Origin of the sequence: Pseudomonas lutea (assembly GCF_000759445.1) — a bacterium.
GTDB classification, from domain to species: domain Bacteria; phylum Pseudomonadota; class Gammaproteobacteria; order Pseudomonadales; family Pseudomonadaceae; genus Aquipseudomonas; species Aquipseudomonas lutea.
The window spans coordinates 1,365,596-1,387,574 of sequence record NZ_JRMB01000001.1 but is presented as its reverse complement, the minus strand read 5'-3'; the positions used below and the strand labels follow the sequence as shown (position 1 = coordinate 1,387,574).

The 21,979-nt window shown below is 59.9% G+C and carries 18 protein-coding genes and 1 pseudogene; 10 read left to right on the top strand and 9 right to left on the bottom strand.

Annotated features, from left to right (window positions below):
* Nucleotides 1-17 precede the first annotated feature (17 nt).
* Nucleotides 18-1,604 (bottom strand): glycogen synthase GlgA, encoded by a 1,587-nt coding sequence (gene glgA, locus LT42_RS05685; protein ID WP_037010632.1) that lies wholly within the window; start codon nt 1,602-1,604, stop codon nt 18-20.
* Nucleotides 1,605-2,218: 614 nt separating this feature from the next.
* On the opposite strand from glgA, the gene LT42_RS05680 reads away from it, so the two are divergent.
* Nucleotides 2,219-2,710 carry a GNAT family N-acetyltransferase gene (locus tag LT42_RS05680; protein WP_037010630.1) on the top strand — a complete coding sequence of 164 codons (492 nt, stop codon included), beginning with the start codon at nt 2,219-2,221 and terminating at the stop codon, nt 2,708-2,710.
* 374 nt (nt 2,711-3,084) lie between these two features.
* Here the strand turns inward: LT42_RS05680 and LT42_RS05675 are convergent, their stop codons facing one another.
* The gene (locus tag LT42_RS05675; protein ID WP_037010629.1) at nt 3,085-4,188 is read right to left on the bottom strand and encodes an IS110 family RNA-guided transposase; all 1,104 of its coding nucleotides are present in this window, start codon (nt 4,186-4,188) and stop codon (nt 3,085-3,087) included.
* A gap of 437 nt (nt 4,189-4,625) precedes the next feature.
* Between LT42_RS05675 and LT42_RS05670 the strand changes: the two genes are divergently transcribed.
* Nucleotides 4,626-6,188, top strand: coding sequence for a TerC family protein (locus LT42_RS05670; protein ID WP_037010627.1), 1,563 nt, complete (start codon nt 4,626-4,628; stop codon nt 6,186-6,188).
* A 106-nt stretch (nt 6,189-6,294) separates the two neighbouring features.
* On the opposite strand, the gene LT42_RS05665 is transcribed toward LT42_RS05670, so the two are convergent.
* Nucleotides 6,295-8,040, bottom strand: a complete 1,746-nt coding sequence (locus LT42_RS05665; RefSeq protein WP_037010625.1) for a phosphoethanolamine transferase CptA — start codon at nt 8,038-8,040, stop codon at nt 6,295-6,297.
* 328 nt (nt 8,041-8,368) lie between these two features.
* Nucleotides 8,369-8,542 (bottom strand): DUF6026 family protein, encoded by a 174-nt coding sequence (locus LT42_RS25635; protein WP_152597594.1) that lies wholly within the window; start codon nt 8,540-8,542, stop codon nt 8,369-8,371.
* 321 nt (nt 8,543-8,863) lie between these two features.
* Between LT42_RS25635 and gnd the strand changes: the two genes are divergently transcribed.
* The 4 genes from gnd to LT42_RS05645 all read left to right on the top strand — a co-directional run bounded on the left by gnd (nt 8,864) and on the right by LT42_RS05645 (nt 14,063).
* Nucleotides 8,864-9,841 carry a phosphogluconate dehydrogenase (NAD(+)-dependent, decarboxylating) gene (gene gnd, locus LT42_RS05660; RefSeq protein WP_037010623.1) on the top strand — a complete coding sequence of 326 codons (978 nt, stop codon included), beginning with the start codon at nt 8,864-8,866 and terminating at the stop codon, nt 9,839-9,841.
* Nucleotides 9,841-11,364 (top strand): glucose-6-phosphate dehydrogenase, encoded by a 1,524-nt coding sequence (gene zwf / locus LT42_RS05655; RefSeq protein ID WP_037010620.1) that lies wholly within the window; start codon nt 9,841-9,843, stop codon nt 11,362-11,364. Before gnd ends, zwf begins: the two co-directional genes overlap by 1 nt.
* Nucleotides 11,361-12,179, top strand: a complete 819-nt coding sequence (locus tag LT42_RS05650; protein WP_037010619.1) for a Cof-type HAD-IIB family hydrolase — start codon at nt 11,361-11,363, stop codon at nt 12,177-12,179. The genes zwf and LT42_RS05650 overlap by 4 nt, the downstream gene beginning before the upstream one ends.
* Nucleotides 12,180-12,257: 78 nt before the next feature.
* Nucleotides 12,258-14,063: a glycoside hydrolase family 15 protein gene (locus tag LT42_RS05645; protein WP_037010618.1), complete on the top strand. Its 1,806-nt coding sequence runs from the start codon at nt 12,258-12,260 to the stop codon at nt 14,061-14,063.
* An 859-nt stretch (nt 14,064-14,922) separates the two neighbouring features.
* On the opposite strand, the gene alkB is transcribed toward LT42_RS05645, so the two are convergent.
* The 3 genes from alkB to LT42_RS05630 all read right to left on the bottom strand — a co-directional run bounded on the left by alkB (nt 14,923) and on the right by LT42_RS05630 (nt 16,203).
* Complete coding sequence (gene alkB / locus LT42_RS05640) at nt 14,923-15,606, bottom strand: DNA oxidative demethylase AlkB (protein ID WP_037010617.1); 684 nt, start codon at nt 15,604-15,606, stop codon at nt 14,923-14,925.
* 23 nt (nt 15,607-15,629) lie between these two features.
* Nucleotides 15,630-15,809, bottom strand: a complete 180-nt coding sequence (locus LT42_RS05635) for a hypothetical protein (RefSeq protein ID WP_037010616.1) — start codon at nt 15,807-15,809, stop codon at nt 15,630-15,632.
* 88 nt (nt 15,810-15,897) lie between these two features.
* Nucleotides 15,898-16,203 carry a DUF1883 domain-containing protein gene (locus LT42_RS05630; RefSeq protein WP_037010615.1) on the bottom strand — a complete coding sequence of 102 codons (306 nt, stop codon included), beginning with the start codon at nt 16,201-16,203 and terminating at the stop codon, nt 15,898-15,900.
* Between the two features lie 180 nt (nt 16,204-16,383).
* On the opposite strand from LT42_RS05630, the gene LT42_RS05625 reads away from it, so the two are divergent.
* Nucleotides 16,384-16,740 carry a hypothetical protein gene (locus tag LT42_RS05625; protein ID WP_037010614.1) on the top strand — a complete coding sequence of 119 codons (357 nt, stop codon included), beginning with the start codon at nt 16,384-16,386 and terminating at the stop codon, nt 16,738-16,740.
* Between the two features lie 11 nt (nt 16,741-16,751).
* On the opposite strand, the gene LT42_RS05620 is transcribed toward LT42_RS05625, so the two are convergent.
* A complete protein-coding gene (locus tag LT42_RS05620) occupies nt 16,752-17,033 on the bottom strand; it encodes a hypothetical protein (RefSeq protein WP_037013008.1) in 282 nt (93 codons plus the stop codon).
* Between the two features lie 174 nt (nt 17,034-17,207).
* The gene (locus LT42_RS05615) at nt 17,208-17,393 is read right to left on the bottom strand and encodes a hypothetical protein (protein ID WP_037010612.1); all 186 of its coding nucleotides are present in this window, start codon (nt 17,391-17,393) and stop codon (nt 17,208-17,210) included.
* A gap of 379 nt (nt 17,394-17,772) precedes the next feature.
* Here LT42_RS05615 and galU point away from each other — a divergent pair, with 379 nt between their 5' ends.
* From galU to LT42_RS05600, 3 genes and pseudogenes are all read left to right on the top strand, one after another.
* Nucleotides 17,773-18,615 carry a UTP--glucose-1-phosphate uridylyltransferase GalU gene (galU, locus tag LT42_RS05610; protein WP_037010610.1) on the top strand — a complete coding sequence of 281 codons (843 nt, stop codon included), beginning with the start codon at nt 17,773-17,775 and terminating at the stop codon, nt 18,613-18,615.
* Nucleotides 18,616-18,750: 135 nt separating this feature from the next.
* A complete protein-coding gene (gorA, locus tag LT42_RS05605; protein ID WP_037010608.1) occupies nt 18,751-20,106 on the top strand; it encodes a glutathione-disulfide reductase in 1,356 nt (451 codons plus the stop codon).
* Nucleotides 20,107-20,256: 150 nt separating this feature from the next.
* Nucleotides 20,257-21,915, top strand: a pseudogene (locus LT42_RS05600) (hybrid sensor histidine kinase/response regulator); the annotation flags it as partial.
* Nucleotides 21,916-21,979 lie beyond the last annotated feature (64 nt).

Below are 21,979 nucleotides of genomic sequence, written 5' to 3'. Positions count from 1 at the left end.
TCCTGATCAGTGGTTTATCAATAATGCAGCGCCACGGCTGCGTTTTTCTTCAGCAGCTCCTGGTACAGATCGGCGTACGGTTCAACCGCCTTGTGCCAATCGAACGGAGCAGCCATGGCGCGGCAGCGCATGGCGTTGAGCAACAGAGGGCTTTCGAAGACCTTGAATGCGCGGGTCAGGGCTTCGGTGTAGCTTTCTACGGTGGACTCATCGAACAGGAAGCCAGTGCAACCGTCTTCGATGGTGTCCGCCAGGCCACCGGTGCGGCGGGCGATGGGCAGGGAACCGAAGCGTTGCGCATACATTTGGCTCAAGCCACAAGGCTCGTAGCGCGAAGGCATGAGCAGGAAGTCGCTGCCGGCAAACATGCGACGTGCATCGGTTTCGTTAAAGCCGACACGCACGCTGATCTGGCCCGGGAAGCGCGCCGCGAGCTCGCGCATGGCCTCTTCTTCGTCCGGCTCGCCACGGCCGATGATCGCGATCTGCCCACCGTTATTAACGATGTGCTCGGCCACGCCGATGGTCAGGTCCAGACCCTTCTGGTACACCAGCCGCGAGACCACGGCGAACAGCGGGCCGGTCGATGGCTCCAGTTCAAACAATTCGCGCACGTAGTCAGCGTTGATTTCCTTGCGGGTCCACTCGTTCGGCGCGAAGCGGCAAATCAGGTGCTCGTCGGTCGCGGCATCCCAGCTCTCATCGATCCCGTTGGGGATCCCGCTCAGTTGGCCGCGATCAGCCTTGCTTTGCAGGAAACCTTCCAGACCACAACCGAAATCCGGGGTGGTGATTTCCTTGGCGTAGGTCGCGCTCACGGTGGTGATGTGGCTCGAGTACGCCATGCCAGCCTTGATAAAGGACAACTGGCCGTAAAACTCCATCCCCTCAGGGCTCAGCGCTTCGTCCGGGATGCCCAGCTCGCGGCTGGAAGCAACGCTGACGAAGCCTTGATAGGCGAGGTTGTGGATGGTGAAGATCGACGGGGTGGTTTGCCCGCGCCATTTCATATAGGCCGGTGCTAGGCCTGCTGGCCAGTCATGGGCATGAACCAGCTCGGGGCACCATTGGGTCTTGACTGCGCCGGCAGCGAAGTCGGCAGCGGCCAGGCCCAGGCGGGCAAAGCGAATGTGGTTGTCGGACCAGTCGCGTCCTTCGTTGTCGCCGTAAGGAGTGCCCGGGCGCTCATAGAGTTCAGGACAGATCAGCACGTAGATGACCAGGCCATCTTTCATGTCCATTCGGCCAATCTTGCACGGCGGCAGCGCAGCGTGGCCGTTCAGCTCGCTGATGATGTGAATCGGGTTACCGCTGTTGATCACTTGCGGATAGCCGGGAATCAGCACGCGTACATCGTGCAGGTGGCGCATGGCGCGCGGCAGTGCGGCAGACACATCGCCCAGGCCACCAGTTTTCACCAGGTCGGCCATTTCTGAAGTCACGAACAGGATTTTCTTGCGGGTTACCGAAGAAATCGCCGGTTGAACAGGAGGCAGTTGCAGCACGGGTGCGCTCGTCGTTGCGAAGACCGGCAGATGGGTCAGCTCGCTGGCCGGCTGATTAAAACTCTCTCCCTTCTGGGTTTTGACAGCGGCACTAATCATCGTTTTCTCCAGTTCGATATGCAGTGTTGGTACAGCAATGGTGCAATTTGTAATTGCAGCGGCCATTTCCTATGGCCAGGCACACAAGACCTACGCAAAATCGATACCCATTTACCGACTGCACATACAAGGACCAGGTGAAGCGGACTTTGCTTGATTTTTTTCAACAGCATAGTTGCTCTATTCACATGACCTCGCGGGCTGTGAAGAAGTTTCGACTATTTTTCAGGGCGATGTCTGGCTGGCGGGGTAGCGGGGCGGCTGCCGCTGGTATTCGCTGCGTCGGATCGATCTGCACGCGTGTGAACGCGCAGGCGTGGAGCATGGGCGCTCCGCGATTATCGCGGGGTGCCGCCGGTCGGATTGTTTGACAATCTTTCAACAAGTGGTCTACTCCGACGCTGCTGCCGCGCTGTCCTGGACCAAAAACCACCCCTTTTTAATGGTGTGCCTTTTCTCGGTGCGTGACGGCCAAATTCCTGCCCGATCAGAGACATTTCCTACTTCCGTATAAAGATAATTTCCCGATCCCGGGGTTAGAATCTGCGCCACGCGGCGCACCGGCATTGTTCAGCCTGGCGCCTGTTCAGTTTTTTTGCGGGTCGAGGAAGTCAATGCAAGCTCCTGAGGTTCTGGTACTGCAGGCGAGTTACAGCAATGCGGTTCATGCTGAAGCCATCGGGTTTCTGCTCAACCAATACGCGGAAGACGCCATGGGCGGCGGGGAGTCTTTATCGATAGACACCCGCCAGCAGCTGGCAATCGAACTGGCCAAGCGGCCCCATGCCTTCAGCGTGCTGGCGTTCATCTCAGGCGAACCGGTCGGCCTGGTGAACTGTTTTGAGGGGTTCTCGACCTTCGCTTGCCGCCCCCTGATCAACGTCCACGATGTAGTCGTGATCGCCTCGGCGCGAGGCATGGGTATCAGTCAAAAGATGCTGGCGAAGGTCGAAGAGATCGCCCGTCAGCGCGGTTGCTGCAAAATCACCCTTGAAGTGCTGGAAGGCAACGAAGCCGCCAAAGGCGCCTACCGCAAGCTAGGCTTCGCCGACTACCAGCTGGATCCGCAAATGGGCCGTGCGCTGTTCTGGCAGAAGGCGTTGTAGCTAAATCGCGCCCAATGCCCTGCGCTTGATCAAATCTGTAGGAGCCGGCTTGCTGGCGAAGGCGTATGGTCAGTCGACACACTCACCGCTGATTCACCGCGCTCGCCAGCAAGCCGGCTCCTATGTATGGACTCGCCTCCACTGTCTACCCGCTTTTAAACACTGCTACCCGGTTGCATCTATGTATAAGGCCTGTTCGAGGAAGCCGCTCTGGGCTTCTGGCCAACATTGGTTGAGCTCGCGGTATGCCCATTACATTCAGGCCTCAAGGGCCAGTAGGAGCCAAGGCATCAATCCGCGACGGTCTTACCTGGGGTCAATGTTTTCAGCAGGGGCAGGAGCGCCTTTGCGCCCCGGTGGCAGAACTTTTTGGGTCAGTGACTCATCGCCGTCTCCTGCCTGTTGGACGGTTCACGGCGATAAGTCTGATCATTCTGTAAAAGCGACCAGATGATGCGCAGGTTGCGGTTTGCCAGCCGTACCGCAGCTTTTTTGCTCCCCAGGTGGTTCAGCCATTGCAGCAGCCGACGGTCATCCGGCTGATCGGAATCGTGCCGCAGCTGCCGCAACACCGCATGAGCGCCCTGTATCGCCAGGCTGCGAATGTAGCTATCACCCCGCTTGGTCATTCGACCCAGCCTAACCCGCTCTCCTGAGCTGTTTTGATCAGGCACCAGGCCGAAGTAAGCTGCAAACATGCGGGCATCGGCGAATCGCTCGGGCCGGGTTTGCTTGGCCACTATCGCGGTGGCAATGATCGGCCCGACACCCCGTATGGTCATCAACCGCATGGTAGTTCTGTCCTGTTTGGCTGCCTCCTCCAGACGCCCGGTTAAGCCCCTGATCCGTTCGCCCAGATGACACCATTCGGCCAGCAACTCATCGATCAATTCGCGGAACATATCCGGCAATGGTTGGGTGGCATCTTCCAGAACCCGAGGTACTTTCTGAATGATCGCAGCTTCGCCTTGGGCCATGGCCACACCGTGCTCAAGCAGTAAACCGCGCATCTGGTTACCCACCGCCGTGCGTCGACGTACACAGCCTTGCCGGATGCGGTGCAGTGCCTGCATGGCCAACTCTGCAGCATTTTTGATAGGCACCGCCGAAATTCTGTCGTCGCGACCGGCACGCAAAATTGCGAGTGCATCATTGCGATCATTTTTGGCGCCGCTGCGATGATCGGCCACACGACCGGCTGGAAGTATTCGCGCCAGATTGCCCTGATCCTGTAGCTGACGCGCCCAGGCCTGGGCGCCCGGACCGGTTTCCATGAGAACGACAACGTGGGGTTCTAGCTTGCAGAGAAACGCCTGGAAACCTTCACGCGACTTGATGCGCTCTTCATAAAGCACTTGGCCCAGCGCATCTTCGCCGGCGATCTGGAAGACCCGCTTGGCCAGATCGGCCGCCACCGTAGTGCAAGCCGCAGGATCGGATGGAGACAAAGACTGATTACCCGTCGTATGCTTTTTCATGGACTCGCCCTCGCTGTCGTTGGCTGTTTAGACTGCCACCGCGGCGCACTGACGCCTCGGCCTGGGCGAGTCCATCCAATTACAGAGGCGACGCCGTGCGAAGGTGCTCATTCAGTTCGCCGCCGAGTTCATGTGTGCGTGGCCTGTAGTTGTCGCGCCAGCAACACCTCTCAAACTATTTGTAACAGTTGTGTCCTGTAAGGCGATTCCGAGAGCGCGATAGGATCGCCTCCCGTATTGCCTTCAGGACTCACATGTCGCCCTCTCTGGAACCTCCCAGTCTTCCACTCCCTTCAAGCCGACTCTTTTTAAAAAGCGTCGCAAGCCGTCACCTCGCTGTTACGCCCCCGCACTCAAACCCCGCCAGCCGCGCGTTGCCCGACCGTACGGCCGGCATTCGCGTGGCTGTCTACCTGCCCGTCATGGAGGGCTGACCCATGGAGTGGATCGCTGACCCCACGGCCTGGCTTGGCCTGTTGACCCTGATCGTGCTTGAGCTGGTGCTTGGCATTGATAATCTGGTGTTCATCGCCATCCTGGCTGACAAACTACCGCCCGAGCAGCGTGACCGCGCGCGGGTGCTGGGCCTTTCCCTGGCGCTGATCATGCGGCTGGGCTTGCTGGCGAGCATCTCGTGGATGGTCACCCTGACCGAGCCGTTGTTTGAAGTATTCGGGAAGAGCTTCTCGGGCCGTGACTTGATCATGCTGTTCGGCGGGGTGTTCCTGCTGTTCAAGGCGACCATGGAACTGCACGAGCGCCTCGAAGGCCACGTCGCACAGCGCTCGGGCAGCACGACCTATGCACTGTTCTGGCCCATCGTCGCGCAGATCGTAGTCCTCGACGCGGTGTTCTCTCTGGATGCCGTGATTACTGCCGTGGGCATGGTCGACGAATTGTCGATCATGATGATCGCCGTGGTGTTCTCGATCGCGATCATGATCATCGCCAGCAAGCCGCTGACCGCATTCGTCAATGCTCACCCGACCGTCATCATGCTGTGCCTGGGCTTTCTGATGATGATCGGCTTCAGCCTGACCGCCGACGGCCTCGGTTTCCATATTCCCAAGGGCTACCTGTATGCAGCCATTGGCTTCTCGATCCTGATCGAAGTGTTCAACCAGATCGCCCGGGCACGGCGCAAGCGCAGCGTAAAGGGCGATCTGCCGCGCCGCGAGCGCACCGCCCATGCCGTGTTGCGTCTGCTGGGCGGGCGCAAACCCAACGCCGAGGAGGTTGGCGACGAGATCGCCGACATGCTCGACGGCGACGCCGACAGCGGCGAAGTGGTTTTCGACCGCCGCGAGCGGGTGATGATCAGCGGCGTGCTGCAGTTGGCGCAACGGCCGGTGCGCAGTGTGATGACAGTGCGCAACGACGTCGACGTTATTGACCTGGACGAGACACCAGAGGGCATTCGCCAGCGGTTGCTCAGCTCCACCTATTCGCGGTTGCCATTGATACGCGGTGGGCGTATCGATGAGCCGCTGGGCTTCGTGCATAAAAAGGAAATGCTCAACGCGTGGTTGTCTGGCCTCGAACCGAACGTCGAGCACCTGGCCCGGCCAACACTGAACCTGCTGGACAGCTTCTCTATCCTCAACGCCCTTGAGCAGATGCGCGCGCAGTCCACGCACATTGCTTTCGTCATCAACGAATTCGGTGACTTCGCCGGTATCCTCACCATGACCGACATTCTCGAATCCATCGCTGGCGAATTGCCGGACGCCAGCGAGATCGAGGGGCCGGATCTGGTCGAGGAGGGCGATGGCGTGCTGGTCAATGCCGCGATGAACCTGAGTCATCTGCGCGAGCGTGTCGGGTTCAAGGCGCGCGCCACTGACGACTATCAGACTCTGGCTGGCCTTGTCATGAGCCTGCTTGACCGTCTGCCGGTGATCGGGGACGAACTTCAGTGGCAGGGCTGGCACATGAAGGTGGTACAAGTGCAGGAACGTCGTGTGACACGGGTGCTGTTGCGGCAAAATCCTTCGCCATGAAAGGCCTGATCCCTTGACCCCGGCAGGCAGAAATTGACCCACCACACGCCCAAACAAAAGGCCCGCAGTGTGCGGGCCTTTTGTTGAGTAGCGTTTCAACGGGCGGTTATTTCTGCACAACGTCAGCTTTGCCCTCAGCCTGGCCGGCAGCTTTCTCCATGTGCGCGAAGTCACTCAAGCCCTTCTGCGCGTACGGGTCGCCGATCATGCGCGGGCGCGCCTTGAAATCCAGGCTGACCAGGCTTTTGGTGCTGTCAAGCTCATCGAAGCTCAGTCCTGCCAACTGCGACCAAGTGTGAATCAGGTTTGAGCTGGTGTAAGGCCGATCATGAATGCTGTCGAAATTCCAGTCATGGGTCTGCCGCCACTTGGGCGAGGCGTAGGCTATGAACGGCACGGTGTACATCGGAATGGTCGGCTTGTTCTCGTTTCGCCCCAGGGTGCTGCGCCCGGGTGAATCGTAGACGTCTTCGCCGTGATCGGAGAGGTACAGCAGAAAGCCGTTCGGATCAGACTTGCCGTATTCCTTGATCAGGCTGGACACCACGAAATCGTTGTACAGCACGGCGTTGTCGTAGCTGTTGTACAGCTCCAGCTTGCTGTCATCGATGTCGGCCGGGACGCCATCACGTCCGCTGAATTTGGCGTACTCCTCAGGGAAACGGTACTGGTAGGCCATATGCGTACCCAGCAAGTGCACCACGATCAGTTTTCGGGGCGCTGCGTCGGTCAGCGCTTTGGCGAACGGTTCCAGCACATCGCCGTCGTACTGGCGGGCGTTCTGGTTGCGGTTGTTGTTCAGGTAGACCTGCTCGTCCGCTTGCTCGGAAAACGTCGTGAGCATCGTGTTGCGCTTGGTCATCGTCTGCTGGTTGGTGATCCAGAAGGTTTTGTAACCGGCCTGCTTCATCACGCTGACGATCGACGGCGTCTTCAGGTAGAGGTCCGGGTTTTCTTCGTCAGCGAAGGTCAAGACCTGCTGCAGGGCCTCGATGGTGTAAGGCCGCGGCGTGATCACATTGTTGAACACCTGCAGCTGGTCCTTCATGGCATCCAGGTTCGGCGTGGTCTGGCGCGGATAACCGTACAGGTGCATGCGCCCGCGGTTGGTCGACTCACCGATGACCAGCACCAGGGTCGTTGGCAGGTTGGCCTGCTGGTCCTGTAGGTTTTTCAGCGGGGGGATATTGCTGCTGCTGGTCAACATGCCTTGCATGCTGTCCAGCTGCTGAGTGTAACGGTGATAGGCAACCAACATCTGCCATGGCACTGCGGGCTCGATCCGTGACTCGAAGGCTTCGAGCGCCGAGGCGGTGTCGTCGTGGCGAGCGAACTGCTTGGCGAGCGGGTAGCCGATGATGCCGATCAGCAATGCGGCGGCCACGGCGTAGGCGCGTGCGCGTGGCATGTACACCGGACGCAGGCGTGTCCAGAGAAAGATCGCGAAGGCGGTGTGGGCAATGAATGCCAGCACGATCCACCACGCAAAATACTGGGTCATGTATTCGCCGGCTTCAGAGATGTTCGACTCGAACATGATGAAGATGACGCTCTGGGAAAACTCCTGCTGATAAATGAAGAAGTAGCCCAGGCTCGCCATGGAGCAAGCCCACAGCACAACGCCGATAACGGCGGCCATCGCGCGGGTCTTTTTAGGGAACATCAACATCGGCGCCAGCCAGATACCACTGATCACGAACGCCTGGCGGAAGCCGGCGAAGCCGGTGATGCCGGTCAGCTGGATCAGCAGCTGGGTGATGCCGGAGAAGTACCAGAAAAATATAAACAGCCAGACGATGCCCGCCCAGTCGAATCTTTTCGGAGTCGTGGTGCTCCGTTCAGTCGTTGCCATCAAGCGCTCCGCTATAGACTTTTCGGGCGGCTGAACGCCGTCCGATTTCATTCAAATGCCAGCAATTGGCCAGCAGCTAACAGGTTGAGGGTCGGGATTATGTTTTCAGGCGGGTGAAAATTTTGTCAGCAGGTAAGTTGCACGGCAGGAAAAATGAGCTAAGGCACCTGCATGAATGCAGTCAGGGGAACGGAACAGTGCTTGCCGGGTCCGACGCAGGGTTGAAATTGGCGGTGGACGGTGCGCAAGGCGCATCAGGCAGGAGGGGATAAGCGAGGCTCAGGCAAGCCGGTTGAAGGGCTTGCCCTGGCAGGGTGAAGCGCGGTGGTCAGGCGTGCAGAGCGTTGCTGCTGCCGATCAACTGAGCGTGCTGCATCATCGAGGTCAGTTGAGCGACCTTCTTCTGCAACAATGCGCGTTCTTCCCTGAGCTGGCGCAGCTCGTCACGGCGGATTGTGACGTAGAGCGTTTGTGGAGCGTTGGCTGGTAGTACTGTGCCCATTGGACACCTCGCAATGGCGGATTCAACTTCAAAGGTCCAGGCAATGGCGGGTTGCTGCTCGCCACGTCCTGCTCAGTACCTCTATCGGCCGGGATTCTGATTTCTTTTGCAGAAAAAAGGAACTTTTTTATTTTTGATGGTCAGCCGCCGTTCAGGATCGCGGAAACCGGCGCCATAGGGCAGTCTTGCAAACCCCATGTGCGTCTGCACATGAAAGTTTTTTCACCGGGAAACCCTAGTTTGCCTCCCCGGACTAACCCACTATGCGGCACTGGGCTATAAAATGAGGCACCTCTGAATTTGATTAAGGAGCACCTCTACATGCAACTCGGGATTGTTGGACTAGGCCGCATGGGCGGCAACATCGCACGTCGACTGATGCTCAATGGCCACACGACTGTGGTTTATGATCGCGATGAGACCTCTCGTACCGCGCTCGCAAATGAAGGTTCGACCCCGGCCCATGACCTCGCGTCGCTGGTGGCCGGGCTGGAGAAGCCGCGGGCTGTCTGGGTCATGTTGCCTGCTGGCGCTCCAACCGAAGACACCATCAACGAACTTGCAGGTTTGCTCGACGCCGATGACGTGATCATCGACGGTGGCAATACCTTCTATAAAGACGACGTGCGCCGTTCGGTGGCATTGAAAGACAAGGGCCTGCACTACGTGGACGTCGGTACTTCGGGCGGCGTCTGGGGGCTGGAGCGCGGCTATTGCATGATGATCGGCGGCGAGACAGAGGTCGTTACCCGACTCGACCCGATTTTCAAGACGCTGGCCCCGGGCATCGGCGAAATTCCCCGCACCAAAGACCGCGCCAAAGACGCCGATCCGCGCGCTGAACATGGCTACATCCATGCCGGCCCACCGGGCGCCGGTCATTTCGTCAAGATGGTCCACAACGGCATCGAGTACGGCATGATGCAGGCCTTCGCCGAAGGCTTCGACATCCTCAAGACCAAAAACTCTGACAACCTGCCGGCCGACCAGCGCTTTGACCTGAACCTGGGCGACATCGCCGAAGTGTGGCGTCGCGGCAGCGTAGTGTCCTCCTGGCTGCTGGACCTGACCGCTGATGCACTGGCGACCGATCCGCAGCTCAATGCCTATTCGGGCTCGGTGGCCGACAGCGGGGAAGGCCGCTGGACCATTGAAGCGGCCATGGAGCAGGCGGTACCGGTTCCGGTGCTGTCCACGTCGCTGTTTGCCCGCTTCCGCTCCCGTCAACAAAGCACGTACGGCGACAAGATGCTGTCAGCCATGCGTTTCGGATTTGGTGGTCACAAGGAACCAAAATAATGGGTTTATCGCGCAGCAAGCAGAATGCTCCGGTCGCTCCGGCGACCACGCTGTTCCTTTTCGGCGCCCACGGTGATCTGGTCAAGCGGCTGCTGATGCCCGCGCTCTACAACCTGTTCCGCGACGGGCTGGTGGGCGAGGACCTGCACATCGTTGGCGTGGACCACAACACCGTCAGCGACGCCGACTTCGCCAAAAAGCTTGAGGATTTCATTCGTCAGGAGGCGGCCAGCAAGGTCGCCCAGGGCGGCGAAGACCCTCTGGACCCAGCGTTGTGGGGCAGCTTGTCCAAGCGCATCACTTACATCACCGGTGATTTTCTCGACGACTCCACGTATGCCGACATCAACGCGAAGATCCAGAGCACCGGCACCCGCAATGCGGTGTTCTACCTCGCGACTGCGCCGCGTTTCTTCAGTGAAGTGACGCAGCGCCTGGGCTCTTCCGGGCTGATGGTCGAGGACGACGAGAGCTTCCGGCGCGTGGTGATCGAGAAGCCGTTCGGCCATGATCTGCCCAGCGCCGTGGCCCTGAACAACTGCTTGCTCAAGGTCATGAGCGAGAAGCAGATCTACCGCATCGACCACTACCTGGGTAAGGAGACGGTGCAGAACATTTTGGTGAGCCGTTTCTCCAACGGTTTGTTCGAGTCGTTCTGGAACAACCATTACATTGACCACGTGCAGATCACCGCAGCTGAAACTGTCGGTGTCGAAACCCGTGGCAGTTTTTACGAGACCACCGGCGCGCTGCGGGACATGGTGCCCAATCACCTGTTCCAGTTGCTGGCCATGGTCGCCATGGAGCCGCCGGCTGCATTCGGTGCCGACGCCGTGCGTGGCGAGAAAGCCAAGGTGGTCGGCGCAATCCGCCCCTGGTCCGAAATGGAGGCCCTGGCCAATTCGGTGCGCGGTCAGTACTCGGAAAGCAGCATCGAGGGCAAGGCCGTGACCGGTTACCGCGAGGAAGACCGCGTTGCCCCCGACAGCAACACCGAAACCTACGTCGCGCTGAAAGTGATGATTGATAACTGGCGCTGGATGGGCGTGCCTTTTTATCTGCGCACCGGCAAGCGCATGAGCGTGCGCGATACCGAGATCGCCATCTGCTTCAAGCCCGCGCCCTATGCGCAGTTCCGTGACACCGATGTCGACAGCGTTGCGCCGAACTTTTTGAAGATTCAGATCCAGCCCGACGAAGGCATGTGGTTCGACCTGCAGGCGAAAAAGCCGGGGCCGACCCTGGACATGCAGACCATCGAGCTGGGCTTTGCCTACAAGGACTTCTTCGAGATGCAGCCGTCCACCGGCTACGAGACCCTGATTTATGACTGCCTGACCGGCGATCAGACGCTGTTCCAGCGCGCAGACAACATCGAGAACGGCTGGCGCGCGGTGCAGCCTTTCATCGACGCTTGGGCCAAGGATCCGCAGGTGGAGCTTTACCACGCCGGGGAGGATGGTCCAGCGGCCGCGGATGAATTACTGGCCCGCGATGGCCGCACCTGGCAGCGTCTGGGATGAGTGATGCTTCGCTACCCCTCATCCGATTCATGCTGTCAGACATCGACGGCACGCTGCTGCACCCCGATCACAGCCTGAGCCAGGCCAACATTGACGCTGTGCGTAAATTGCAGGAGGCCGGGATTCATTTCTCGGTCGCCAGCAGCCGTCCGCCGCGCGCCATGCGTCAGCAGATCGAAGCCTTGGGCATCAAGCTGCCGACGGTGGCCTTCAACGGCGCCAACATCATCAACCCTGACGGCAGCCTGTTGAAAGCTCACCGCATTGATGCCGCAGCCGCGCGCACCAGCCTTGAGCTATTCGCCGGCGAGGCGGTGGCCGTCTGGGTTTTTGCCGATGACCAGTGGCTGCTGCTCAATCCCGAAGGGGATTACGTCGATCACGAGCGCAACACGCTGGGCTACGATTTCGTTCAGGTCGACAGCTTTGACGAGTACCTGGACCGCATCGACAAGATCGTCGCGGCGAGCAAGGACTTCGAGCTGCTCAAGCGCCTTGAGGTCAAGCTCAATCCACTGATCGCTGTGTCTGCGCTGGCGGCGCGCTCGCAATCCTATTACCTGGACGTCACTGCGCTGGACGCCAACAAGGGCACCGCACTGGCGACGCTGGCTGAAACCCTGGGCGTGCCGTTGGCCCACACTGCTGCGATTGGCGATGCGGGCAACGACGTGGCGATGTTCCTGCGTGCCGGGTTGTCGATTGCGATGGGCCAGGCCGAGGTAGGCGTCAAGACTCACGCCAATTACGTGACCGACAGTAACGCGGAAGACGGTCTGGCCAAGGCCATCGAGCGCTACATTCTGCCTCGTTGAACGATGCGGGGTGTGCGTAGCGTTGGCGGGACTGCTGCAACGCAGCAGGCGCTATCCACCTAGAGGAATAACCGCTCGATGGCTGCATTGATCGAAGATTACGCGCTGCTCGGCAACTGCCGTACCGCAGCGCTGGTGGCCCGCGACGGGTCACTGGACTGGCTGTGCTTCCCGCGCTTCGACGCGCCCGCCTGTTTCGCCGCGCTGCTGGGCGACAGCAACAACGGGCGCTGGAAGCTGGCACCGGCCGACGCCAACGCGCAGTCACGCCGCAGTTATCGCGACGGTACGTTGATTCTGGAAACCCTGTTCACCACTGAAACAGGGCAGGCGCTGCTCATCGATTTCATGCCCATGGACATCGATAGCAGCGTGGTCCGTCTGGTTGTCGGTGTGCAAGGGCGAGTCGACTTTGCAATGGATCTGGCGATCCGTTTCGACTACGGCAGCAGTGTCCCGTGGGTCGAAAAGCGCAACTTGCACACGATGACTGCCGTGGCTGGACCCGACATGCTGGTGTTGCGCACGCCTGCGGATCTGCACCCCATGGATCACCACACCGAAAGCCTCTTTACCGTCCAGGCGGGGCAACGACTCGGCTTTGCCCTGTCTTGGCAGGTTTCTCACGAGCCGGTGCGTGCAGGGTTCAATATCGAGTCGGCGTTGCAGCAAACCGAGTCGTTCTGGCAAGATTTTTCCGGGCGTTGCCCGGACGTCGGACCGTGGACTGATCAGGTCAAGCGCTCGTTGATTACGCTCAAAGCGATGACCTACGCGCCAACCGGCGGCATCGTCGCAGCGGTCACGACGTCGCTGCCCGAGCAGTTGGGTGGCGAGCGCAATTGGGACTACCGGTTCTGTTGGCTGCGTGACGCGACCATGACGCTGCTGGCGTTCATGAACCTCGGCTACTTTGAGGAAGCCACTGCCTGGCGCAACTGGCTGCTGCGTTCGGTCGCGGGCAATCCGGAGCAGGTGCAGATCATGTACGGCCTGGCCGGGGAGCGACGTTTGCTCGAGTACGAACTGACGTGGCTGGCAGGGTACGAAGGGTCGCGTCCGGTACGGGTGGGCAATGCTGCGGCAAGTCAGGTCCAGCTGGACGTTTACGGCGAAGTCGCCGACGCAATGACTCAGGCGCTGAAAAGCGGCCTGCCAGTGCTGCCGCGCAGCACGGAAATCCAGAAAGTGATCATGCCGTTTCTGGAAAAAGTCTGGCACCAGCCAGACGCCGGTATCTGGGAGATTCGCTCGGAGCCTCGGCACTTCACCCACTCCAAAGTCATGGCCTGGGTGGCCTTCGACCGTACCGCAGGAGTGCTCGCGCTCAGTGAAAACCCGGAAGATCGCGAGCGCGGGGAGCATTATCGTGCTGTTGCCGAGCAGATCCATGCCGACGTGTGCGCCAACGGTTTCAACTCAGTGCTGGGCAGCTTTGTGCAGACCTACGGCGGTACCGAGCTGGACGCCAGCCTGTTACAGATTGCCCTGACGGGGTTCCTGCCGGTCGACGATCCTCGCGTTACAGGGACGGTCAGGCACATTGAAGCGTCTTTGATGAAAGACGGCCTGTTGCTGCGCTACGACAGCGAACGCAGCACCGACGGCGTGGCTGGCAGTGAAGGGACGTTCCTGGTGTGTTCATTCTGGCTCGCGGACGTCTACGTGCTGCAAGGCCGAGAGGAAGAAGCGCGCATTTTGTTCGAGCGGCTGTGTGGGTTGTGCAATGACGTCGGCCTGCTCGCCGAGCAATACGACCCCCAGCAAGGCCGCATGCTCGGCAACTTCCCCCAGGCCTTCAGCCACATCGGCATCATCAACACCGCCCTGAATCTGCACCGCGCCGTATGCCCGGTAAAAAGCCGCGCCGCTGCGGGGCTCTAGCGAGTCGAGCGTTAGCGTCCGTTGGTGATGGGGCGAGACCAGACCAGACCAGACCTGGTCACGCCCCGTCAGCAAAGGTGCCCATGCCGGCCTCTTCCCGGCTGAAGCCGGTCCTACAAAAACACCGCGTGCGGTCAGCAAACTGGTGTCGCCAGCAAGCTTGGTCATGCCGAAATACCGAGGCTGCTCACACCGGCCTCTTCCCGGCTGAAGCCGGTCCTACAAAAACACCGCGTGCAGTCAACCGAACGGGTTTCGCCGACAAGGGACGCGGAGCGTCCCGGGATGCATACCCACGCAGAGCGTGGGCACGATCGTGCAAGGAACCCGTTCTCACGCTCGGCGTGGGCACGACCGTGCATCGCATACACTCTGTGGACCGGCTTCAGCCGGGAAGCTTTTGATCTGCTCCTGATCTGCTCCTGATCTGCTCCTGATCTGCTCCTGATCTGCTCCTGATCTGCTCCTGATCTGCTCCTGATCTGCTCCTGATCTGCTCCTGATCTGCTCTTGATCCGCTTTTGATCTGCTCTTGATCTGCTCTTGATTTCCAGCACAGAAAGCCAAACACCGCCAAACGCGACCTGGGTGCAGGCTGAACGCAGGTCTTGCGCAGTGGGCCGAGCGGCATGGATGCCGCGAGAGCCGCCCCCCGCCATGGATGGCGGATGGCGGCGGGGCCACGGAGCAAGACCGGAGTGAAGGAACCCGACGAAGGAGGGCCAAACCGAGAGCAGGCACTTTTGGTTACTTTTGGTGCTGTTCAAAAGTAACTCGCCGAAGGCGAAACAGTCTGCCCCCAGGCAGACGCTTCTGATCTTGATCTTGATGCTGACCCCGACCCCGCTGGAGACCCCAATCACCGCGCCTTGCGAAAAGTAAAATTGATCCGCTGTTCACCCAGCAAAGAATGCTCCCCCTGCCGGACCGGCATCACCCCGTGAAAGCGCAAGCGGTCAACCCCGCCCCAGACCACCACGTCGCCATGCAGCAACGGCACGCGCTGACTGGAATCGCTGCGCTGGTGCCCCCCGAACAGAAACATCGCCGGCAGCCCCAATGAAACCGACACCACCGGCCATTCATAACCGTGCTCGTCCTTGTCCTGATGCAGGCTCATCTTCGCGCCAGGAATATACCGGTTGATCAGGCACGCATCCGGAATGAACCCGACAAACCCCGCTTCACGGGCGGCGGCCAGCGCAAGCTCCATAAACACATCGGGCATCGCCGGCCAGGGCTGGCCAGTCTGAGGATTGATCCGCGTGTACTGATAGCCGCTGCGATCCGTGGTCCAGCCGAACTCACCGCAACTGCTGAGTGCCACCGACATCGTATGCCCGCCCGGGGTCACCATGTTGCGAAAGGGCGCCTGAATCAGCACCGACTCAAGCGCTGGCAACAGCCGATCAACCAACGGCAGGGCGAAGCCGCGAAGCACGAACGACGCCGGGCCAATCTGTTCAACTGCCGGTGGCTGCAGCGGCTCATCGGCGAACAGATCAAACGTCGCCGGGCTCGTGCCTTTGCGCTGTATCGCCATGGGCTCCTCCGCGTCGTGATGCACTAGAGCGCTTTGCTGACCTTTACGTCGCTGATGACATCGTCATCGCTGCCGTGCATCTTCTGCAAGGCCGCCAGCGCTTCCTCGGCCGAAGGCGACTGCAACAGGGCGAATTCAAAGCGACGTTCGCCATTGAGCTTGTAGCTGATTGCGTATTTGATGACGGGGGCAGGGGTGGTCACAATTGGCTCCTTGATAACGCTGGCCGGATGCTCGCGAAAAATACAAAGCTTTCACGCCAGCCGGTGTTCAATGATGGGCAGTGGCGGGTCAGCTCAGGCGCGAAGACGAACGGCGGACGATCTTGATGGAATGGGTGAAGGCGGTTTTGCGCCCACCGTGGCTGTCCAGCTTGCGTCCGGCCGTGTCGATGGTGATGTTCCAGAAACCGGTGCTGGGCACCGCGATCTTCGCCGGGAAGCGGTCGAAGGCGCCGCCGTGGTAAGTGTGGCGGCCGCCGTTTTTGAAGCTGCGGAAGTTGGCATCACTCATCAGGCGGATGTTGCAGAGCTGGGAGCACTCGATGACGACCATGTCGTCTTCGTTGAGGTGCTCGCGCTGGTGGACGAATTTCATGGGTGTCTCCGGAGACAGGCATTCGCGAAAACCCGAAACGATAGCACGGCGGGCCTGAGCATTGATCACCGCGCGGGTTTTTATTGTGCTGCGGTGAGCGCGGCAGTCACGCTAAAAATCGGGCGCGCGGGATTTAATCAGGGTCAGGCTTGTCGTAAGCACCTTTACTGGAGGGATTGTATGAAATTGGCGGTTGTTATTCTGGCGCTGGCGATGACCGGTTGCGCCACAGTCACAGACATCGAACACACCCCGGCGACGATGAGCGTGATGTCCGGCAAGTCGCCAAAGGATTACGCCGCGTGCTTCGTCGGACGCATCTCCGACAGCCGCAAGCCGCCACAGATCGAGCCGCACCATGAGGGGCTGCGCATCATCGTTCCGCAAAAACTGCTGAGCACCGATCCGGCCGCCATCGTCGACATCGAGACGCGCTCCAGCGGCAGCTCGATCAAACTGTTCGAGCGCATGTCGAACAACCCGCTGCGGCCGAAGGATGTACAGCATGCCGTGACGGCGTGCATCTCGGGTGAGTGACGGGTGTCGCGTTACTTGCAGACGACCAGCACGGTGCGGTTCTTGTAGTTGCCCACGTCTACGCCCAGGGTCTTGTCGTCTTCCTTGGGTTGCGGGGTGCCGTTGGTGCTGACGATGTTGTAGCCGGTGCCCGCGCACGAGGCGTCGGCTTTTTCATAGCAGGCGGCCCACGACATCGCTTCGCCTGAACAGTCGATGCTCAGCGCTTCTTTGCCGTTTTTCAGATACGTATTCTGCGCAGTCGCGCACCCGGTCAGGGCCAGTACAGCAATGACGGACAGGATTTTGATCATGGTGGAGAGCTTCGCGATGAGGGGCGGTGTGGAAATTGCTCTGTTGAGACTGGGGCGCAGTGCCATCGTTCCGGCATCACCCGACATTTTTTTCAGAAATCGCGCACGGGAGCTACGTCCGGCCTGTCCACCCGCCGACGGCCCCCTCCCTTGCAGAGGCGGCCGCATCCGCAGTCAGTCTTTCTTGTCAGCCTTGCGGCGCGGGGCCGGGGTGTCTTCAAACACCGCCGCAACCTCTACAGCGCTGCCCTCGCTGGGAAACGGGCCTGCAACCGCCTCGTCATCATGACCGACCAGCCACCACTGGCCGTCCTGCAGTTTTTTTATCAGGTAACCGTTAACGTTTTTGACTTCAGCCATCGACTTATCTCGATCAGTAATTTCAGGCGGCCATGATAAAGCCAAATGCCGTTGGGGAATCGCACAATTTCACACGTGCCGCAGCGAATCGGGCTACGCTTGCCGAGTCATTGAACGGCCGTTGCAAGGCGCTGGATGCCCTTGTACCCAGGACAGGATGGAATTCACATAATCAGTGGGTGAAGCGTGGCACGTTCGCGGCGAATAATGCTTTTCACGTGAAGATTGACCTTCTGCACGCTCCAGCAGCGCTATGTGCGGAACTATCTGCGTCAGTGTTCCTCTACCTAGGCAGCGAACGGCCAGTAGCGGGCATTGTAAGGTTATCGCCGCCTCATTAGACTGCGCCGCAACACCCCCAGCCTCATCAAGGATTTATATGATCAAGAAATGCTTGTTCCCTGCAGCCGGTTACGGCACTCGCTTTTTGCCAGCGACCAAGGCCATGCCAAAAGAGATGCTGGCGGTTGTCAACAAGCCACTGATCCAGTACGGCGTGGAAGAAGCACTTGCTGCGGGTCTGAATCAGATTTCCATCGTCACCGGCCGCGGCAAGCGCGCGCTGGAAGATCACTTTGATATCAGCTACGAGCTGGAGCACCAGATCAAAGGCACCGACAAGGAAAAATACCTGGTTGGTATCCGTCGCCTGATCGACGAGTGCAGCTTTTCCTACACTCGCCAGACCGAAATGAAAGGCCTGGGCCACGCGATCCTGAGCGGTCGTCCGCTGATCGGCAACGAAGCATTCGCCGTGGTGTTGGCGGATGACTTGTGCGTAAACCTGGACGGTGACGGCGTCCTCGCGCAGATGGTCAAACTGCATCAGCAGTACAAGTGCTCCATCGTTGCGATCCAGGAAGTCGATCCGAACGAAACCAACAAGTATGGCGTGATCGCTGGCGAAGAGATCAAGCCGGGCCTGTTCCGCGTCACCGACATGGTTGAAAAGCCAAAGCCGGAAGACGCCCCGTCGAATCTGGCGATCATCGGTCGCTACATCCTGACGCCGGACATTTTCGATAAAATCGAAAACACCGAGCCAGGCAAAGGCGGCGAGATCCAGATCACCGACGCCCTGATGAAGCAAGCCGCCGAAGGCAACGTGCTGGCCTACAAATTCCAGGGCAAACGTTTCGATTGCGGTGGCGCTGAAGGTTACGTGGAAGCGACCAATTTCTGCTTCGAGCACTTCTACAAGACCGGCAAATCGACGCAGTAATCATCTGTACCGGCAGCCGCCTTTCAGCTGCACTGCCACACAAAGCCACCTTCGGGTGGCTTTTTCGTTTATGCCTTGCAGCCCTTGCCGAGCGCGCTCAAGCGGTTATGCTTACGCTTCGCTCAGGAGAACCACATGCGCTACGATTTTGACCTTTTTGTAATTGGCGCGGGCTCGGCCGGCGTACGGGCGGCGCGTTTCTCCGCCGGTTTCGGTGCGCGCGTGGCCGTCGCCGAGAGCCGTTATCTGGGGGGCACCTGCGTCAACGTGGGTTGTGTACCGAAGAAGCTGATGGTCTACGGCGCGCATTTTTCCGAAGAATTCGAGCAAGCCAAAGGCTATGGCTGGAACAGCGGCGAGGCGCATTTCGACTGGCCCACGCTGATCGCCAACAAAAATCATGAAATTAACCGTCTCAATGGCGTCTACCGCAACCTGCTGGCGAACAGCGGCGTGACATTGATGGAAGGCCACGCTCGCTTGCGCGGCCCTCATGAAGTCGAGATCAATGGTCAGGTGCATACCGCCGAACACATCATGATTGCCACCGGCGGCTGGCCGCAGATCCCTGAGATCCCGGGTCGCGAGCACGCCATCACCTCCAATGAAGTGTTCTTCCTCGAACAGATGCCCAAGCGCGTCGTCGTGGTCGGTGGCGGTTACATCGCGGTGGAGTTCGCTTCGATCTTCAACGGCCTGGGTGCGGAGGTGTCGCTGATGTACCGCGGCGAGCTGTTCCTGCGCGGTTTTGACGAGAGCGTACGCACTCATCTGCACGAAGAACTCGCCAAGCGCGAGATGGACATTCGCTTCAAGACTGAAATCAATTCCATCGAGAAGCTGGCCGACGGCACCTTGCAGCTCAGCCTGAACGACGGCACCACATTCAACACAGACTGTGTGTTCTACGCCACCGGGCGACGCCCGATGCTCGACAATCTGGGCATGGAGACGGTCAACGTCGAACTGGATGACAAAGGTTTCATCAAGGTCAACGAGGACTATCAGACCACCGAGCCGTCCATCATTGCCGTCGGCGACATCATTGGTCGCGTGCAGCTCACGCCCGTGGCGCTCGCCGAGGGCATGGCGGTTGCGCGGCGGCTGTTCAAGCCTGAACAGTTTCGCCCGGTGGATTACCGCCACATCCCGACCGCTGTCTTCAGCCTGCCGAACATCGGCACCGTGGGGCTTACCGAAAGCGAAGCGAAGAAAGACGGGCATGATGTGCAGGTGTTCGAGAGCCGTTTCCGGCCCATGAAGTTGTCGCTGACCCACAATCAGGAACGCACCCTGATGAAGCTGGTGGTCGATGCCAAGACCGATCGCGTGCTGGGTTGCCACATGGTCGGGCCGGACGCGGGGGAAATCATTCAGAGCCTGGCGATTGCCTTGAAAGCCGGCGCTACCAAACAGATTTTTGATGACACCATCGGCGTGCACCCAACAGCGGCGGAGGAATTTGTCACCATGCGCACGCCAACGCGCTAGGCTCAGGCTGCGCAATCGCACCAATCGCTACACATGAAGGGCCGGTGTCCATGGAGGGAGCCGGGCGGCAACAGATTTCAGGGACGGACCCATTCTTTGACCAGCACGAGTTTTTTGGCAGCCATGCCTTTGAATCCAGCAGGACCCGACGACCAGGCGTTTTCCAGAACCGAAACGCTTGAAGAAAGTGAGCGGCAATTTCGCACGCTGGCCGACAACATGAGTCAGCTCGCCTGGATCGCCGAACCCGCCGGGCGAATCTATTGGTACAACGAACGCTGGTACAGCTACACCGGCACCTCCCATGAGGCGATGATGGCCCTGGGTTGGCGGTCCTTGCATCACCCCGACCATCGCCAGCGGGTCGAGTCGCGGCTGCAGCGTTGCTTCGCCACCGGTTCGCTGTGGGAGGACACCTTCCCGTTGCGTGGCAAAGACGGGCAGTACCGCTGGTTCCTGTCCCGCGCGCTGCCGATTCGCGATGAGCGCGGCAACATCACCTATTGGCTCAGCACCAGCACCGATATTACCGCGCAGGTCAGCGCCGAAGACGCACTGCGTGAGCTCAACGAGAGCCTTGAACAGCGCGTGGCGGAGCGCACGCGAGAGCTTGCTCAGAGCAACGAGCGGCTGCAGATCGAGATCAGCGAGCGCGCTCAGGCCGAGGAAGCGTTGCGCCACGCGCAGAAGATGGACGCCATTGGCCAGTTGACCGGTGGCATCGCCCACGACTTCAACAACATGCTGACTGGCGTGCTCGGCGCGCTGGACCTGATTCAGCGGCGGGTCGCGGCGGGGCGTGTCTCTGAAATCGACCGCTACATCGAGGCCGCCATGAGTTCGGCCAATCGGGCCGCTTCGCTCACCCATCGCCTGCTTGCGTTCGCCCGCCGTCAGTCGCTCAACCAGCGCCCGGTGGACGTCAACCAGATGGTGATGTCGATGGAGGAATTGTTACGCCGCACCATCGGCGAAAGCATCGAGCTGGAGGTCGATCTGCACACAACCTCCTGCCTGACCAACACCGATGAGCACCAGCTGGAAAACGCTTTGCTCAATCTGGTCATCAACGCCCGTGACGCCATGCCCGATGGCGGCCGGCTGCTGATCCAGACCGAACTGACCCATAACGCGCTGCTTCAGGATGCGCTGGCGCCCGGTGATTATGTGCGCCTGCGTGTGCAGGACACCGGGCTGGGCATGTCCAGCGAGGTCATCGCGCGGGCGTTTGATCCATTCTTCACGACCAAGCCAATCGGGCAGGGCACCGGGCTGGGGTTGTCCATGGTGTACGGGTTTATCAACCAGACAGGAGGAAGGGTCAGCATTACCAGCGAGGAGGGCCGGGGGACACGCATCGACTTGCTGTTGCCGGTTCATCATGATGCCGCCGAGTCGCCCGTGCCGGTAGACCGCAGAATCGAACCGCCCCGTGCCAGCCAGGGTGAGCGGGTGCTGGTGGTGGAAGACGAGCCTGACGTGCGGATGCTGGTGGTGGATGTCCTCAAGGAGCTGGGGTATCGGGTTGAAGTGGCCTGCGACAGCCATGAGGCCCTGCCGGTGTTGCAGGGCGCCGAGCCCGTAGACTTGCTCGTGACGGACGTCGGCCTGCCGGGCTTGAACGGCCGCCAGCTTGCCGAGGTCGCTCGACAGCACCGCCCGCAGCTCAAGGTGCTGTTCATGACCGGCTATGCGCGTGAAGCCGAGGTGCGCGGCGACTTTCTGGACCCCGGTATGGATTTACTGACGAAGCCCTTCAGCATCGACGAGCTCGCCCAGCGGGTGCGTCAACTCATTGAATCCATTTGAAAGATTGCGGCACTATTGTCCCCGGACCAGAATGGCCGCCTTCGCGCGGTCTTCTATTCATAAA

Coding starts and splice junctions, on each gene's coding strand:
- LT42_RS05675 (WP_037010629.1), bottom strand. CDS start 4,188: ATGAAAAAGCATACGACGGGTAATCAGTCTTTGTCTCCATCCGATCCT.
- galU (WP_037010610.1), top strand. CDS start 17,773: ATGATCAAGAAATGCTTGTTCCCTGCAGCCGGTTACGGCACTCGCTTT.
- LT42_RS05630 (WP_037010615.1), bottom strand. CDS start 16,203: ATGAAATTCGTCCACCAGCGCGAGCACCTCAACGAAGACGACATGGTC.
- gnd (WP_037010623.1), top strand. CDS start 8,864: ATGCAACTCGGGATTGTTGGACTAGGCCGCATGGGCGGCAACATCGCA.
- zwf (WP_037010620.1), top strand. CDS start 9,841: ATGGGTTTATCGCGCAGCAAGCAGAATGCTCCGGTCGCTCCGGCGACC.
- gorA (WP_037010608.1), top strand. CDS start 18,751: ATGCGCTACGATTTTGACCTTTTTGTAATTGGCGCGGGCTCGGCCGGC.
- LT42_RS05645 (WP_037010618.1), top strand. CDS start 12,258: ATGGCTGCATTGATCGAAGATTACGCGCTGCTCGGCAACTGCCGTACC.
- LT42_RS05650 (WP_037010619.1), top strand. CDS start 11,361: ATGAGTGATGCTTCGCTACCCCTCATCCGATTCATGCTGTCAGACATC.
- LT42_RS25635 (WP_152597594.1), bottom strand. CDS start 8,542: ATGGGCACAGTACTACCAGCCAACGCTCCACAAACGCTCTACGTCACA.
- alkB (WP_037010617.1), bottom strand. CDS start 15,606: ATGGCGATACAGCGCAAAGGCACGAGCCCGGCGACGTTTGATCTGTTC.
- LT42_RS05670 (WP_037010627.1), top strand. CDS start 4,626: ATGGAGTGGATCGCTGACCCCACGGCCTGGCTTGGCCTGTTGACCCTG.
- LT42_RS05680 (WP_037010630.1), top strand. CDS start 2,219: ATGCAAGCTCCTGAGGTTCTGGTACTGCAGGCGAGTTACAGCAATGCG.
- LT42_RS05665 (WP_037010625.1), bottom strand. CDS start 8,040: ATGGCAACGACTGAACGGAGCACCACGACTCCGAAAAGATTCGACTGG.
- LT42_RS05620 (WP_037013008.1), bottom strand. CDS start 17,033: ATGATCAAAATCCTGTCCGTCATTGCTGTACTGGCCCTGACCGGGTGC.
- LT42_RS05615 (WP_037010612.1), bottom strand. CDS start 17,393: ATGGCTGAAGTCAAAAACGTTAACGGTTACCTGATAAAAAAACTGCAG.
- glgA (WP_037010632.1), bottom strand. CDS start 1,604: ATGATTAGTGCCGCTGTCAAAACCCAGAAGGGAGAGAGTTTTAATCAG.
- LT42_RS05625 (WP_037010614.1), top strand. CDS start 16,384: ATGAAATTGGCGGTTGTTATTCTGGCGCTGGCGATGACCGGTTGCGCC.